The 16,033-nt window shown below is 56.7% G+C and carries 13 protein-coding genes and 1 pseudogene; 7 read left to right on the top strand and 7 right to left on the bottom strand.

Annotated elements, in window-relative coordinates; genetic code table 11:
- From FHX09_RS28785 to FHX09_RS28775, 3 genes are all read right to left on the bottom strand, one after another.
- Positions 1-429, bottom strand: a 429-nt coding sequence (locus FHX09_RS28785) for a UDP-glucose/GDP-mannose dehydrogenase family protein (protein ID WP_184451057.1), incomplete at its 3' end; no start/stop codon positions are given.
- Between the two features lie 100 nt (positions 430-529).
- Positions 530-1,453: a family 16 glycosylhydrolase gene (locus FHX09_RS28780; RefSeq protein ID WP_184451055.1), complete on the bottom strand. Its 924-nt coding sequence runs from the start codon at positions 1,451-1,453 to the stop codon at positions 530-532.
- Between the two features lie 27 nt (positions 1,454-1,480).
- Entirely contained in the window at positions 1,481-2,629 is a 1,149-nt protein-coding gene (locus FHX09_RS28775) for a glycosyltransferase (RefSeq protein WP_184451053.1), read from the bottom strand.
- A gap of 347 nt (positions 2,630-2,976) precedes the next feature.
- Between FHX09_RS28775 and FHX09_RS28770 the strand changes: the two genes are divergently transcribed.
- Positions 2,977-3,999, top strand: coding sequence for a glycosyltransferase family 2 protein (locus FHX09_RS28770; RefSeq protein WP_184451051.1), 1,023 nt, complete (start codon positions 2,977-2,979; stop codon positions 3,997-3,999).
- 15 nt (positions 4,000-4,014) lie between these two features.
- On the opposite strand, the gene FHX09_RS28765 is transcribed toward FHX09_RS28770, so the two are convergent.
- The gene (locus FHX09_RS28765) at positions 4,015-5,094 is read right to left on the bottom strand and encodes a glycosyltransferase family 4 protein (RefSeq protein ID WP_184451049.1); all 1,080 of its coding nucleotides are present in this window, start codon (positions 5,092-5,094) and stop codon (positions 4,015-4,017) included.
- A 74-nt stretch (positions 5,095-5,168) separates the two neighbouring features.
- Positions 5,169-6,494 carry an NAD(P)-binding protein gene (locus FHX09_RS28760; RefSeq protein WP_132594837.1) on the bottom strand — a complete coding sequence of 442 codons (1,326 nt, stop codon included), beginning with the start codon at positions 6,492-6,494 and terminating at the stop codon, positions 5,169-5,171.
- Positions 6,495-6,778: 284 nt separating this feature from the next.
- On the opposite strand from FHX09_RS28760, the gene FHX09_RS28755 reads away from it, so the two are divergent.
- The 5 genes and pseudogenes from FHX09_RS28755 to FHX09_RS28735 all read left to right on the top strand — a co-directional run bounded on the left by FHX09_RS28755 (position 6,779) and on the right by FHX09_RS28735 (position 12,698).
- Positions 6,779-8,746: a hydrolase gene (locus FHX09_RS28755; RefSeq protein ID WP_184451047.1), complete on the top strand. Its 1,968-nt coding sequence runs from the start codon at positions 6,779-6,781 to the stop codon at positions 8,744-8,746.
- A 184-nt stretch (positions 8,747-8,930) separates the two neighbouring features.
- Positions 8,931-10,367, top strand: a complete 1,437-nt coding sequence (locus tag FHX09_RS28750; RefSeq protein WP_184451046.1) for an oligosaccharide flippase family protein — start codon at positions 8,931-8,933, stop codon at positions 10,365-10,367.
- 203 nt (positions 10,368-10,570) lie between these two features.
- Positions 10,571-10,702 (top strand): annotated as a pseudogene (locus tag FHX09_RS28745) (IS110 family transposase); the annotation flags it as partial.
- A 423-nt stretch (positions 10,703-11,125) separates the two neighbouring features.
- Entirely contained in the window at positions 11,126-11,956 is an 831-nt protein-coding gene (locus FHX09_RS28740; RefSeq protein ID WP_132594831.1) for a type II CAAX endopeptidase family protein, read from the top strand.
- Positions 11,957-12,290: 334 nt separating this feature from the next.
- On the top strand, positions 12,291-12,698 hold the full coding sequence (locus FHX09_RS28735; protein WP_246699534.1) for a hypothetical protein: 408 nt from the start codon (positions 12,291-12,293) through the stop codon (positions 12,696-12,698).
- A 150-nt stretch (positions 12,699-12,848) separates the two neighbouring features.
- Here FHX09_RS28735 and FHX09_RS28730 read toward each other — a convergent pair whose 3' ends face one another.
- On the bottom strand, positions 12,849-13,040 hold the full coding sequence (locus FHX09_RS28730) for a DUF6494 family protein (RefSeq protein WP_007788276.1): 192 nt from the start codon (positions 13,038-13,040) through the stop codon (positions 12,849-12,851).
- Between the two features lie 213 nt (positions 13,041-13,253).
- Positions 13,254-13,508 (bottom strand): hypothetical protein, encoded by a 255-nt coding sequence (locus tag FHX09_RS28725; protein ID WP_007788277.1) that lies wholly within the window; start codon positions 13,506-13,508, stop codon positions 13,254-13,256.
- Between the two features lie 438 nt (positions 13,509-13,946).
- On the opposite strand from FHX09_RS28725, the gene FHX09_RS28720 reads away from it, so the two are divergent.
- Complete coding sequence (locus FHX09_RS28720) at positions 13,947-15,149, top strand: GGDEF domain-containing protein (RefSeq protein WP_184451044.1); 1,203 nt, start codon at positions 13,947-13,949, stop codon at positions 15,147-15,149.
- Positions 15,150-16,033 lie beyond the last annotated feature (884 nt).

Below are 16,033 nucleotides of genomic sequence, written 5' to 3'. Positions count from 1 at the left end.
GTCCTTCTGCGGGAATTCCTCGCGGAAGATGCGCTCGATCTCATCGCCGGTGCCGACAGGAACCGTCGACTTGGTGACGACGACGGTAAATCCGGACACCGCAGCCGCGATCTCGCGGGCGGCCGCATACACATAGCTAAGGTCGGCGTGACCATCGCCACGGCGCGACGGCGTGCCGACGGCGATGAAGACGACGTCCGCGTTCGCAACCGATGTCGCCAGCTCTTTCGAAAAATCCAGGCGACCGGCGTTGCGGTTATGTTCGATGATATTATCGAGACCGGGTTCGAAAATCGGAACCTTGCCGGCTTCCAGGGCATCAATCTTTGCTGCGGACTTGTCGACACAGGTGACATGATGGCCGAAATCGGCGAGGCAGGCACCGGAAACAAGGCCGACATAGCCCGAGCCAATCATCACAATACGCATACGACCTCACATTTCCGGGTTTTAAGCTCGCTGGCTTTGCACACACCCATCGCAAATGACATGACCAGTCTGCGCCTTCAGGCGAACGCTTAAGCTGCCCTTACGCGTAGACCCTGAAATAATCGACGCGCATATGAGTGATCCTGTCCGCGTCCTGCAAAGGCTGCGGAAATCGGACGTCGGTCCTCAATGCAAGCGTTAAGAGCGGCCAGAACACGTCGAACTCCTCGTCCAGTCGTGCGGAACGCGTGATTGGCCAATCAGCGGGTTTTCCCGTCTTCCTGTCGATGACGGGCTTTCGATTGAAGTATGGAACACATCGCGTGTCATCGACGAGCATGCCGTAGCGGCAATACCCTGTCGTCATGTCGACAGGCGTTTCAACGCCGGTGCTTCGCCCACCCTCGTCTGGCCCTCCCCATTCATGAAGGTAGGTCCCGTAGACGGTGGGCTCCCAACCCTTGTGCTCCACTATGTCGAGCTCAATGCTGGTCCTCGGTTCCAAGATGCTTCGGCCGTTCAGCATCCAGAATGCCGGCCAGGTCAACGGATGACGCGGAAAGAGCATGCGCGTCTCGAAATAGCCCTTGCGCCATCCCTTGAGGACGACACCATCCTTTCTCGCTGCCTGAAGATTTCCGGAAATCCACTGAAATTCGGGCAGCGTGTTTCCGTAATATTTGCGAACGTTCATCGGACGCCCGATATATTTCGCGGATATCTGCAGCGCCTTGCCATCTTCTGCCGCCGAGTCGTCGACGATGGAATATGGATTGAAACCCTCCTCGCCGTGCTTGGTGGCGAACGCCGATCGACCATAAAAGCCGGTGCCGTCTGTCGTCGCCTTCGGACCGGCATCCCAAACTGACCAATCGAGAAAATTGAAGGTGTCTTCAAAGACGACCTTTCGTCCGACGGTCGGATCGTCAAAAGCGGGCGCCGTGGCAGAGGCACTCTGGCACTGGAGGGCCAGGAAGGCAGTAGATGCGTGTAGAAAGCCGCGCCGTGATAAAGAAGGCAGCATGCACGTTCTCCTTGCCGACGATTGACCTTATGCGAGCTCCCTTGCGGCGGTCCGCAGGGCCTCGGCATGGATTTCCACCACGCGCTCAGGGCTGTACCTGTCGATGAAGGTCTTTCGAAAATCAGAGTGTGACTGCTCGAGCGAAAGGTTGTCACAGTAATATGCCATCGCATCGACGAGAGCCCGTCCACCGCTCACCGGGACAAGGCGCCCAAGCCGGGGATCAACGAGGATATCGCTCGGTCCGAATTCACAGTCGGTCGAAATGACCGGCAAACCAAACCGCAAGGCTTCGCAGATCGCAAGCGACCACCCTTCCCACCGCGAGGTCGAGACGTATACGTCGCTGGTTGCAAGGGCCGGCTGCGGGTTGATCGGGTAATGTTCGATACTGACGGAAGCATCGAGCCCAAGTCTCGATATTTCGGCGCGCAGGTTCGCCTCGCCGATGCCATATCCGACGATCCTCAGCCTGACATTCGGTCGGATCTTGACGAGTTCGGAAAACGCCTGAAGCAGGATATCCTGCCCCTTTTGAAAGGCAAAGCGACCGACATTGACAAATGTGACGGATCCAGACGATGCGTCGCAAGACGGCGTTTCGGACAGATCAAAAGCCCGCACAGGGTTGGGGACCCAGACCTGCGGTACCTTGCTGTTGAACATCTCCTTGAAGGAGTCGAGCTGTCTCGGCGAAGTTCCGAAAACATAAGACACCCTTGAGAGGAAATAGATGCGCATCAGGAAGAAGAGGACCTTCGCCTTGAAATGGCTGCGCTCGCGCTTTGGATTTCCGTGCAAATGAACGGCAAATCGACGGTTCAATCCGATACAGGCCGCCATGCAGATGACTGTCGGCTCAATTTGCGGGACGACGACCAGACTGTAGTCCTTTGACTTGATCACGCTTCGGAAAATCCGCATCAAGTCCAGGCGCCCGCGAGCTAGGCGATCGATGACGTTGTAACCACGGGCCTCCGTCGGCCGATTCTTGTGAACCGAGGTGTAGAGCACGTCGACCTCGAAATCGTCGGAAAATCGATCGGCGAGCATCGTGCAGACCGCATCAACGACCCGCTCTATTCCGGCAAACGCACTTGTTCCCGGCTGGATGTAGAGGATCTTCATGCGACGTCGGGATTGATCGCGAAATGGCAGGCCGACTTGCATTTCCATTCGTCCTCCGGACCAAAAGGCAACAGAGCTCGATGTGCCGGCACGCGCACCGGACGCCAAAAAAGACAAGCATTCAATCATCTGCAAATCGCATCGAATGCGATCAGTATAGGGCAAGCGAATCTAGCGAAGCCCCCGGCAAAATCACTGCAGGTGATATCCAGGATGCCACGGAAAATACCGATGGAACTACTACTTGGCTCGCCCCGAAATACTTCGGGACGCGTAGAGGCACGGCCGTTTCGGCCATCTATGCTGCAACGTCTACAAGGTTATTTCTATGGACGCCTTGCACTGCACTTGGTATGCTGCTTTGCAACATAATCTGAGTAGAGAAGGTTTGCAAGATGTTAAAAGTCCAGCCGCTTCTCAGCATCATAATCACTTGCTACAATTACGAAATGTACATTTCTGAATGTATCAGAAGTGTTCTTTCGCAAGACTATGACAATCTCGAAATAATAGTGGTCGATGACGGATCGACGGACCGCTCCTGGGACAGGATCCAGGAATTCGGGGATCAAATCACTGCCGTGCGGACCGAAAATCGCGGGCAATTGAAGACATCACTCAACGGTCTGTCATTGTCGCATGGTGACTTCGTCTACTTCCTTGATGCCGACGACGTTCTTGGTGAAGGTACGTTAGCCGAAATTGCTCCTTATCTTCGGCCGGACGTTTCCAAGATACAGTTCATGCTTCTGCCAATCGACAAGGATGGCAAGCCGATCGGCAATGCATTTCCCACTCTCCAGCCTTCAGACGATTCCGAACCACTGATCCGATCGATACGTGAAAGAGGCTACTACAACACGCCGCCGACCTCTGGAAACATCTACAGGCGTGACGTCTACGAAGGCCTTGGGGAAATGACCTATGAGCGCGGCATCGACGGTGTGTCTTATCTACTTGCTCCCTTCGTCGGCAAGGTCATCTCGATTCCGAAGCCGCTTGGCAAATACAGGATCCATAACGCCAACCAGTCGTCCTTTTCCGTACTGACGTCAAAACGGATGAAAGGCTACGTCGATCGGTTCATGGGACGTCTTTATCATCTTGCAGAACTCGTCCAGACACGCTGTGCTTCAACCGATACGGTCGAAGTCCGCAGTGACTACGCCTACGTCATGGAACTGAATACGATGAGCCTCGTGGTTGACGGCAAGCGGCCAGGTGTTGGCCAGATCGCAGCTTACATCGGGGCCTTGATGCGCGAAAACACCGGCAAGAAGCGATTTGCGCTTTGCCTTTTTGCCGTTGCGCTCTTTGTGCTTCCAAACGGCATGGCCCAGCAGTTGGCGGCCATCCGGATTGATCCGGCGCGGTCCAGCCAGATGCGGGCGCGCCTGAAACAGACCTTTTCCGTTTAGCGATAAGGTGAGGCGTCACGTCGCCAAGGGTACTGCCTTGCCGCGTGGCATCGCCGAGTAATAGACCTCGAGCGTCTCCCGGGCGACGCGTTCGATCGTCAGGTGTTCGATGCGAAACTGACTTTTCTGTCGCCAGTCGGCAATCCGTTCCGGTGCTTCCAGCAGGTGGCCAAGCATCCTGGCGAGAGCTGCCGGATCCCGGGGCGGCACAAGAAGCCCGGCCTCCCCGTCCTCAAGCAGCTGGGGAATTCCGTCGACAGACGAACCAATGACCGCGCAACCTGCTTCGCGCGCCTCAGACAAGACGAGCGGTGCTGGGTCGGCATGGGAAGGAAGGACGAAGATGTCTGCCCCTAGCATGTAGGGGTATGGATCCCTTGTCGATCCGACGAATGTGATCTGCGAGGCGCTTTCCAATGCTGCGGCCCTGGCCTTGTATTCCTCGCGAAACGGGCCATCGCCGACAATGTAGAGATGGGCTGTCGGAAAGGACCTGTGTACGGTTTCAAACGCGTCAAAAAGGTCCGGGAGACCTTTGCGTGGATGAAGACCACCGACAAACAGGATACTTGGTGAGCGAAGCGGCTTTGGCTCTTCACTGCGCCCTTCCGATCGGCTTGATCCGATCGTGCCATTCAACACCACCTTCAATTTCGACTGGGGAACGCCACGGCGGCGCATCGAGGCGCCGACCACATCGCTGACCGCGATGACGCGTGTTCCCAACCCCATCAGCGTTGCGCTCTTTTCGAATTCGTTGTGAACTGTCGTAATGAGTGGGACGCGTCGTAACTTGCAGACCGGGAAGGCAATCACCGCGCTTGTCATCATGTGCGCGTGAACGATGTCGATGTCGTACTTCTTGATATAGGAACTCAGGCGAGACAGCGCCCTTAAGAGGCTCGGAATCTTCCGCTCGTGACCGATAAAGAGCGTTTCGATGCCCTTCGCCTTCAAGAGTGTGTCGAAATCTCCTCCTTCACTTGCGAGATAGACCTGATGTCCAAGTTTAATCTGCGCGCAGGCAAGATCCACCGCTGCGTGCACATGCCCGTTCAAGCGCCGGGTATGATTGAGGATATGCAGAACTCGCATCGTCGACCTCTCGTCATCTGGTGCCGATGCCTACCGCCTTTCGGGTGCATTCGACGGCAAGCCATGCGTGGTATTCAAGGCGTCGCGATCGCGGTCTCCACATCGATGGTGGAAACCCGGGCGGTCGGCTGATAATTGAAGCCGCCCTGCCGCCCGATCGATTCTATTCCAAAGCTCTTTAATCGCGCGATCGCCTGTGCTGCATTTTGTGCAGCTCCCTTGCTGTAGATTGGATAGGCGTTTGTCAGGACGTGGCTGCCCTCAAGCTTGAGATCGCCACGAAACAACCCATTTGCGCAGGCGTGATGGCGGAAGTCTGCTTCTGCCTGTTCGGTCGACGTGACCGTGCCGGCAATGACCTCGACTGCAAAATACTCGCGCTCGGCAACGCGCCCGTAAAAGTCCGAATAAACGGTCAAACGCTTCCACGAACCCTCGTGCGAGAAGTTATAAATGATTGCCTGGGGAAACCCGCGCTCGCCAGCAAAGCTGAAGTACAAAGTTATAAGCGTGATGGTCTTCAATGCGGAGGTCTGTCCGTTGCCGCATATCCGTTCGGCAACGTTAATCGGCACCGTGGAAACAATCCTGTTCCCGCCAAGGCTCTCACCGTCGAGCAACAGCTCGTAACCGCAAACTGTCTTGTGAAGCTGACGCATTTCAGCCGACAGCTTGAAGACAACGCCACAGCTTTCGAGCCTCGACACGGCTGCGCCATAAAGCGCACCAAAGCCTTCCCGCGGACGTGCCATCTGGCGGTTTTTCGGCCCGGTCGCCCCCTTGCGCTTCAGCAAGCGGCGCAAAAGATTGATGAGCGAAGCATATTCGGCGATCCAGAGCATGCGCTTGCGCGCGAGATCAAGATCGATCTCTTCTGCATTGATACCGTAGAAGCGCCGCATGTAGGTTCCAAGCCCCGACCGGTGCAGGAGATAGGCGCCGATCCAGTAACGCGCAAAGTCTCTCGCATTCGCCATCCGGCGACAGAATATGCGCGCGTAAAGGACCGAGGCGAAAATCCGGATCACTCCAATTGGACCCGCCCCGAGAATGTCATCGCGTATCGAAATCGGATAGACGGTGATCTTTCCCTGCGGGTTTAGCCGCCCCCAGGTCGGTTTGATCGGCACATAATGTTCAAGAAGCTCCGGGAAGTGCCGAAGCAAAGGGGAATCGTCCTGAAAGATCAAACTTCCGACGTCGAACGTGTAGCCTTCGGCCGAAGACCAGTCCATGTGGTTGCCGCCGACGTGATCGTATTCGTCAACGACGACGACACGGTTCCCCTCAGCCGAAAAGATCGACGCCGCGACGAGGCCCGAAATGCCGGCGCCAAGCACGATAACATCAAATTGCTGCACTGCGGACATGCGTGAGGAATGATGGCTTACGTCATCCATTGGTCGCCCCCGAACTGTCCTCCCAGTAGAACGAGACAGTATAACGCAATTAAAAAAGAGTCGACATCTCAAGCACAACGTCGGAAGAACAATAGGCACGTGAGTAGTTTTTGCAACGCTTCTGCACCGCAAAATAAAATATAATTTTGCACTTGATGTACATCAAATAATGCGGCAGAATTTTTGCGGTTGCGAATTCAGGGAAACAGCCTTGCTGCAGTGCATTCACTGTAACAACACTGTCGAAAGACAGGCAGGGCTGATCGACGGCAAAGGGTTCTCCAGTGCTGCGGCAAAGCCTCGCCCATCTCCTTCACGGTCCATTGGACGGCATAGACCTAATCTCAACAGACGTGTTCGACACCTTGTTGCTGCGCCAGCCGCGATCGCAAAGATCGCGCGTAATGCAGGCCGAGCAGCGCTTTGCTCGCTTGCTGCGGGACGAGGGAACTTTAATCAGTGCGGAGCATCTGTTTCGAACCCGGCAACTGGCTGAGCGGTTTGCCTATCGCGCGCTCAACGTCGGCGGCGGTGCTGGCGAAGTCCGGCTCGTCGACATTATCCAGCGCCAACTCGCCATGCTTGGCCTGCCCGAACGGCTGATCGAGCAACGCATCTCACTCGAGATGGCCATTGAAAAGATTTCGCTGTGCGCAAACGAAAAGCTCGCCAAGGTACTGCGCCTGCATCGCCAGACCGGCATTCGCATCGTCGCCGTTTCCGATACGGCACTGCCGCGACGCCAACTCGTGGAATTGATCAACTACTTTCACGGTCCGGGTCTGATCGATAACGTCTATTCGAGCGCCGACATCGGAGAGAGCAAGCGATTTGGCAGGCTGTTTTCACGCGTTCTCGAAGAGGAAGGCGTTGCAGCGTCACGCTTGCTGCATCTTGGTGATGATTTTCTTGCCGACTGCGCCGTGCCGAGAACCATGGGCATCCATGCCCTGCATCTTCCCAAGGGGCGCCTGAGGCGGTTTGCCACACGCGCCGACGGTGCCCGGGCCGAAGCCATGCGCGGCGTTCGCAAGGGGGTCATGAGACCATCGGGCCGAATGCCTGACCTGGCTGATCGCGCAGCCTTCGGGCGGGAAGTGTTCGGGCCAATTGTTGCGCAGTTTTGCCTTTATATATGGCTCTATGCCAGGGAAGCGGAAACGCAGAAAAATGCCGCGTTGCTGTTTTGCGCACGCGGCGGTATCGGCATCAGGGAAGCCTTCGAAAAGCTGGTTGCTAAGCTTAACCTTCCGCTTGAAATCCGTCGCGAAAACATCCTCATCTCGCGCCTGGTGGCGGCGCGCGCAGCACTCATGCAGCAAAGCCCCGCCGTCCTCGATGAACTTGGCCGGGAGTTTAAGAAGAACACCTTTGCCGATGTCGCCAATGCACTTGGCGGCTGCACGTATGAACTTTCTGGTCCTTGGCAACTTCCCTTCGACCCAAGCCACTTCTTTGCGATGATCGACACCCCTGAAGGCCGTGTGGTGCTCGATGACATTGCGAGACAGAACGAGCTGTTCGAGCGCCATCTGCAGCAGATTGCCGGTGATGTCTCGCGTATCATTCTCTGTGACACTGGCCTTTACGGGAGCACGCAGCGTCTTGTTGCTGCCGGGCTGCCCGAACGGGCATTCGAAACGATCCAGTTTGCAAGGTGCAACTACAAGGGCCTTAGCGAGGATCACTTCCCACAGGTAACGGGATTGGTCGTCGAGGAAGACCTCTATAACCCGCTAAGGATCGAGACGGTCATCCTGCGCTACTGGCAGATTATCGAGAGCCTGTTTGAACCTGCAATTCCCTCCGTTCGGCATTTGAGTGAATCTGGCGATGGAACGGTCTACAGCAATGCCGGCAAGATCGCTTATGGCGAGATTGATCCTGCAGATGGAAATCTGCTGCTTGCGGGCGTCCTGCAATACATTGATCGGGTCGGAAATGGCGCCGAGATCATGTCGGATGCCGACCTTGCCTGGGGGCGGCTGAAGCAAGCGATCACCAATCCTCGGGCCTTCGATATGATGGCACTGGGTGTCGGGGCCCGCTCCGTCGATTTTGGCCGTCCGGAAAGCGTCTATGTGCTGAAGCAATCGGGCGCCCCCGATCTTGCGAAAAAACTGACAGCCGTCAAATCGCAGCTTTGGCGAGAAGGCGCAATAGCGCGCGACTTTCCATTCCTGAAGACCGCACTCTTACCTGCCCTGGAGATGGCGCACATTGTAAGGGGAGTGTCGGCACGCCTCAAATAGCCGAACTACGACATGGAGGAACGTTGTAGGATCAGTTGCCGGATCAATCCGGCTCCAAGCAGACATCACGCGGGAGGATGACTGAGTGCAAGGGCGCGCGAAAAACCCCGCGTGGCCTTTCACAAGAATATGCGTCGCGGCCTTTCGCCGCGACGTGGCTGGAGCTCAGGATTCGGAGTGAGACATGCTTGCGGTAAAGGCAATCAAGGGAGCCGGTTGGCTCGTCTTCTCGCGCTTTGTCGGGCGAATAATCGACTTCTTCACCCTGCTTGTTCTTGCTCGCATTCTGACGCCTGCCGATTTTGGACTTGCTGCACTCGCCACATCGCTGGTGATGGTTGTCGACACCATGCTTGAGGTTCCCGTGACCCAGGCCCTCGTGCGTCTTGCGACCATCGACAAAAGCCATCTTGATACCGGTTTTACGGTTGGTCTCATGCGAGGCGTCGTGATTGCAACCATCGTTTTGGCAGCCGCTTGGCCCTATTCGTGGATCAATCACGACAGCCACCTTGTTCTCCTCGTTGCCGTCCTTGCCCTTGGGCCCATTTCGAGAGGACTAACCAGTCCGGCGATGGTCAATTTCGCGCGGCAGCTCGGATTTCGCCAGACGTTTATTCTGGAAGCATCCGGCAAGCTGACTGCGGCCATCATCGCGATACTCGTGGTCCTGAGTGGTGGAGCATACTGGGCCATCGTTGCCAACTTCGTGATCGCCTCCTTTGCGTCAACGGTTGCATCCTACATTCTTGCTCCTTACCGTCCTGCCATTTCCCTGGCGCGCCTGCCTGACTTTGCCGGCTTCATCGGCTGGTTCTCGTCGGCCCAACTGGTCTCAGCGCTCAACTGGCAGTTCGATCGGTTCCTGATCGGGGCGCTTGCGGACCGTCCGACGCTTGGACGCTATGCAGTGGCGAGCGACGTTGCAGTCATTCCCACGCAAAGCCTCATTGGCCCGGCGCTGCAGCCTGTCATGGCCGCATTCTCGCAGATTAACGCAGATCGCGCGCGCGTACGGCAGGCCTTCTTGAAGGCGACGCGCTTTGCCATGTTGATCTCAGCCCCCGCCTGTGTGGGGATATCTTTCACGGCAGACCTTGTGACCGACCTCCTGCTCGGCGCCAAATGGGAGCATGCAGCACCCCTCCTCAGCCTGCTTGCCCTCGCTGTGGCGCCCATCCCCTACTTCCAGACGCTTTCATCGGTTAGCGTTGCACTCGACCGACCGCATGTGATCTTCCGTTTAAATGCAGTCGATCTCTGTTTCCGCGTGCTTCTGATTTCGATCGGGTTTTATCTGGGTTCGGTCACCGGTGTGAGTATCGCGAGAATTGCTCTGTCGACGCTCATGTTCGCCTTCTACCTCAATGAGGCCCGCCGACTGCTCGACCTTGGTATTCTGGATCAACTGCAAAATCTCTGGAAGGTGGCAGCCGCCGTCATCGCAATGGCGATTGTCCTCTGGCTTTTGCGGGATGAATTGGCCGGGCGAAACTATCCGCATGTGGCGGAGCTCGCATTTGTTATCGCCGCTGGGGCAGCAGCCTACGCAGGTGCCCTGTTGCTGCTCGGCGTGAGGCTGATCGCAGGTGGAGGCCGGCTTGAGCTCATTGATCGATGAGTGTTCACCGAGGTGGTCCCTGGTTGTGTTTAGCCAAGCGATGGATGATCCATTTGCTCTTGCTCAGTCTAACTCACCCTTGAGGCGAACTGCGCTGACCGGACGTGCGTCGAATAGGAAGTCGAGCAACGAAGGAACTGGTCTTCTCTCGTTTTTCGGCCCGCGACGCTGCAGTTGCCAGCCGCAGCGGAAAAGCAACGCCACGCCGTCATCGGCGGGTGAAGACCGATCGTGTCGATGGCGAGGCGTTGTTACGGGCCTTGCTGGCTTTCAAAAGGGGAGAGCCCCGCGTTTGCCCGATGGTGCGTAAAATCATGCACGAAGAAGAGGACCGAGGGTCAGATGCCCTTGCTCGGTCAACGCGCGAAGATGATCCTTGACGGTAATGCGGCTTGCGCCTGTGGCCTTGGCCGCGTCCATACCGGACTCCATTTTTCCATCCATTCTCTCCATGATACGTCACAGCGATAGAGGGCAATCGCAAGCGGATTGTCGGTTTTCAGGATGTCCGCAAATGGCGCTAAGCCGACCAAACAGGCTGGACACTTTTCGAAAAAGCAGAATGATGATTGGCGGGGGCAGCTATGGATCATGCAGTCCTATGCGGGGCTGATCTGAGAGTGATGCTGCGGATTGGTCGGGTGCTGGTAAACTTCCATTCGCTTTGCACCGAGGGCTACGCCGCGCGCCACTAACTCGTCGACATCGCTTTCTGCGGCTGGGTCGTTAATTCCGAGTGCTGCAGCAAAGGAGCCGACATGACCTCCATCCGCAGGCTGATCAGCCGCTACCCACTCGTTGCGTTTTTCGCCATCGCTTACATCCTGACCTGGCTCGGCTGGATCCTCCCAGAGCGGATCTATGCCGGCACTCTCCTCACCGGCGCGCTCGCCTTGCCTCTCCTCCTCATGGTGCCTGGTCCGCTTTACGCCGCCCTGATCGTGACCGCAATCACCGGAGGCAAGCCCGGTATCGGCGCGCTCCTTAAGAAGTTCGCCATCTGGCGGGTGGGCTGGGGATGGTTTGCGGTCGCCCTGCTCATAGCGCCGGTGATCGGCGTGACGCCCGCTTATCTGAACATGGTCTTCGGCGGGCCGAACCCCACGGCTGCGTTGATCGCTTCAGTGCCGACCATTCTGATGATGTTCGCCATTCGCCTCGTCAATCCCCTCGACGGCCCGATGCAAGAAGAACTCGGCTGGCGTGGCTTCGCCCTCCCGCGTCTGCAGGAACGGCACTTGCCGATCGTCGCGAGCGCCATCCTCGGCGTACTGGTCGTCATCTGGCACGTGCCGCTGGTCCTCCTCGACATGCTGCCATCTTATGCGCTGTTTGGGACCTTCGCCTTCACGATCGTGTTCGGCTGGCTCTTCAACAACACCAAGGGCAGCGTGCTCATGACCTTGATCGCCCACGCCGCCGACGGCCTGGTCATCACAGGCAATCTCGGCCTGAATGCGATCGACAGCGAACGCCACATCATGCTGCTGGTCGCGATGTGGTGTGTGACCGCGCTGGTCGTTGTTATCCTCTATGGGGCGACGCTTACCCGCAAGCCGAATACCCACGTGCCACCGAAACCAACCTAGAGCGTAGTCTGTTCGTGGCGCGATCCGGACTGGGTCGAAGGTCACCTTGTGGCGCGATCCAGGCGAAACCTTCGTCGACTTCCGGCCGCCCTGAGCGGACATCTTCCGTTGACCCGTCAATTGTCCCGCGCCTAAGTTAAAGAATGGCCGGACCAGAAATTCTCCTCAAAGGCGGTGCAGATTCGAACGTCGTTCGCGCGGGTCAAACAGTGCGGCGTGGCGGACGCGCGTGGTCTCCCGCCGTTCTCGACCTGCTGCGGCACGTCGAACGCGAAGGATTTGATGGGTCCCCGCGTGCGCTAGGCTTCGACGATCAGGGACGGGAACATCGAAGGTGAAGTTGGCAACGGCGAAGGCTTCATTCCCTACAAAGGCGGCCGCTTTGACGTCCGGCTCGGACGCGGCAGCGCCAGGACCGCGCTCTTGGGACCTTGGGTTCGTTGCTTGGCGCTGGGTGCCGTTTTGGCGCGACGAAAAATGTGAGGCGCATGGCTTGCCGACAGGCGTCCGCGATAAAGTCCGGCGCTTTCAATTGTTACTCGATGCCTACGGAATAGCGCCAGAGATCGGAATCATGCAGCTTGGAATCGAACGGGTTCGGCAAATGCAGCAACATATGCGTGATCTTGCTGCAACGGTTTCCGCATGGGAGGTGGAATTGGAACGTCGCGGTGTACTCGACGAGGGGGCGCTCGAGATCGCTTGGATGAAAGAACACGCGGCAGAACTGGTCCGGCGGTGATCTAGCCGCGAAGCGACGTCCGGTATTGGCGCAAAGCCGTCATCTCCCGATGACCGTTGTCGGCCCCATTGCGGCCATGCTTCGATTACGCGCGGGGGTGGACCATGAACTTGGCGTAGCCGGACGTTTCACTCCATCACTTCGCCCGGCCTACGGAAGTTCGATCTCGCCGTCCACCACGTGATTAAGCCCGGTGCCTTCCGCCGTTAGCGTTATGCGGACCTTCAACTTCTTGCCGCCGACCTGCCCCTTGCGCACCGTCTCCTCGATCTTGCGCTGCGACGTGATGCCGACTTCCTTCAGGAATTTGCGGATCGACATGTTGAAGGCGTCTTCGCTCATGGCGGAACTCCTCTATGTGCGAAAGAGATTGTAATGGAAGGTAAATCGTCAAGGAAGCAGGTAGTGACGCGCCGTGCCACAGAATCCGGTGTGAAGAATTTCGGTCAACTAGATCGGCGTAGGGGCGGCTTTGGGTCGAGACGCGACCTTTGCGACATCAGTGGCAAGGTCCCGAAGTGGCGCAGAGCGGTCACCTGCCGATGACCGCCGTCGTTAGTGCAAGGTCATGTCAGAAGCGGTTATCCACACCCGTCCGTCATATGCCAGCTGGCCCTCTGAAAACTTGCGATCGGCAATACTCTCATACACATGAAGATAGCGGAGGATACCTTGGATCATATCTCCTGCGCCAGCAGGCATTGCATCATTAGAGATGCATACTGTCTGATGCAGGTTTCCTTCCGTCATCACTAAGACAGCATAACTGCCATATAGCCGTATTTTGCCGGGCATGGTGGCGAGCGACATAGCGTCCTCCTCGAAATTCTTCCGACGGCGTTTCGCTTTCGGATAGCTAAGGAGCTATGGTTAACGAATGGTTAAGCAGCAGCAATCTGGCAATTTGGACTGATCACACGACAAAAAGACGCAGTGTGACGCGGTCATCAGGCTAAGGTTGAATAGCGTCTCGCCGTTGGGTGATCGAAAGGCGAGAATCGACGGAACGGTGAGCGGCATTCAGCCATGTGGAGCACGCATTCTATTCCCCAGGCCGCCCAAGCTACCCGGACACTGACGGTCAGGTCGACCGTCTGAACCCTGCATTGGCGTTCACTAATCGAAGGGCTACTCGGCGATACTTATCGGACACCCACGTCGTTGGAGGGATTCAACTTCCGTTAAGTTAAATGACCTAGCCTTCTATCGAACTTTAATAAAATCAATTGTTTCTGGGTGCTGCCTATCATGGGCGACAGCAGTCTTATCTTATACATTCCGCCTGTTTTGTTCAGCATTGTTGCGCTCGCGTTTCTTTTGCTCTGGCGTCTGAAGGTCACCCCGGCCTGGCAATGGGCCGCTGGGTTCGCTCAAACTGCCGCAGGCTTCGTTGTCTCGACTTTCTTCACCGAACCGTATTTCGCGGCATTCGCTTCCGGGATGATCTTCATTGGAGCAGCTTATTGCTATGGCAGCGGCCTCATGGAGCACTTCAGGACAGCGCAGCATGCCGGTCCGCGTTTGGCCTTTGTAGGCTGCTACACAATCGCCTTGGTGTACGCGGTTTATTGGAAGGCGAGCTTGGTTCACCAGCTGTTCCTTACAGACGCCGGATTTGCCTTCCTTCTGGGCTGGTCTATTTGTGTGGTAACTGGGAGAGCCTCCCGTGCGATCGATAAAGCATTGATCGCAACAACTTGGATTGTTGTCCTCGACTGTGTTGTTCGGACGGTCTTTTTCACCTTTTTTTCGAATTCCAGCGACAACTTGAGTGATTTCGCGACATCGCTCTACAATCTCGAAGTGACTGTAAGCACAATCACCATATGTATGTTCTTCCCGTTTACGGCTCTTGGAGCAAGCGCAACTGCGGCCATCGACCGACACAGGACGGCAGCTGGTACCGATGAACTAACCGGGCTTCTTAACCGGCGGGGATTTAGAGACGCGATCTTAAGTGATTTCGATTCAGGCACTCCTCGGGGGGCGCTGATCATCTGCGACATAGATCATTTCAAGGGTGTAAACGACACGTATGGTCATGCAATGGGTGACCGGGTCATTCGAGCGCTTGCGAACGAGCTGGAGCGCAACGTCGCTTCGTGTGGCCGCATTGCCAGATTTGGCGGCGAGGAGTTCGTGGCGTTCATTCCGCACGCTTCGATTGAAGACGCGGTTGGCATCGCAGAATCGATCCGGAGCGGTTTCGCGGCAAGGGATTGGCGAAAGCAGGGGCTGGCCCGAAGCGTTACGGTGAGCTGTGGCATCTCGTCTATAGATGAGTGCGAAACCACCCTCGACCCCGCCGTCGATCGGGCCGACAGCGCTCTGTATGCAGCTAAGGAAGCCGGTCGGAATTCGGTTTTCTTTCGCCGTCCTCACGGCGTGCCAGACACCATCAGCCGCGATATGGGCAAACTGTTTGCTGCCTCGTCTAGGGTGTCGAAATGAAGCGGTCGCATGCGTCCAAGACGGAATAACGCACGGCGGCGCTTCGTATGCGGGTCAGGAGATGGTGATGATAGCAGGTGGCTGTTTGTGCGGCGCGGTGCGATACGAGTGTGAAGGTGATCCGGAATGCTCATTGGTGTGTTATTGCCGTGATTGCCAAAAGGCTTCCGGCTCGGGCCATGTTCCCGCGATGAGTATGCCCCGCGAGAAAGTAACGATTAGTGGTGCTACAAGAAGCCACGCGGCACCGGGGGGAAGCGGGAAGATTACAGTCCGCCACTTTTGTCCCACCTGTGGCAGTCTTCTCTTTGCAACACCTGAAGTCATTCCCGACTTCATAAACATCTACGCAGGCACGCTTGACGATCCGTCAGCGTTCAAGCCGACGTGGTCATTCTTTCCGCATAAGCATGCTCCTTGGGATCGTGTTCCAGACGAGCTACCAGAGCTGCCGCTGTCCACCTGACGTGTGTGTGAAGTCCCTTTCTGCATGCGCAGGCGAGTCTGGAGCATGCGCACAAAAGGCACCCTTGTCATTGCGCCGCGCGATCAGGGCGTCTGACGGTACTTATCAAGGATCCGACCCCTTCATAGGGCCAAAGCGATGCTTCAGCGATTGGGCCCGCATCAAGGGACAAAACTCTTCTTTACGTTTGGCGGAATGTCTAAATTGCGCCCACGCAGAAGGATACTCCGCATGGGCCTGCTGGCTTAAATTCAGGACGACGCTCTCGCCGACACTGTTCCGGTTGCCACGCTGCTTCGAAAGATGATGGTACTTGCTGCCAACTAGAGCAGATCCTGCTTAATCCGGGTCATATCCTGCGGCTCTGAAGTAGTTTGCGCATTCGGCAGGCGTGAACCTGGGTATCAAGGCTCCCACT

Origin of the sequence: Rhizobium sp. BK538 (genome assembly GCF_014197575.1) — a bacterium.
Taxonomy (GTDB): Bacteria; Pseudomonadota; Alphaproteobacteria; order Rhizobiales; family Rhizobiaceae; genus Rhizobium.
Note: the sequence above shows the minus strand (reverse complement) of the source record. Positions and strands in the feature narration are given on the sequence as shown.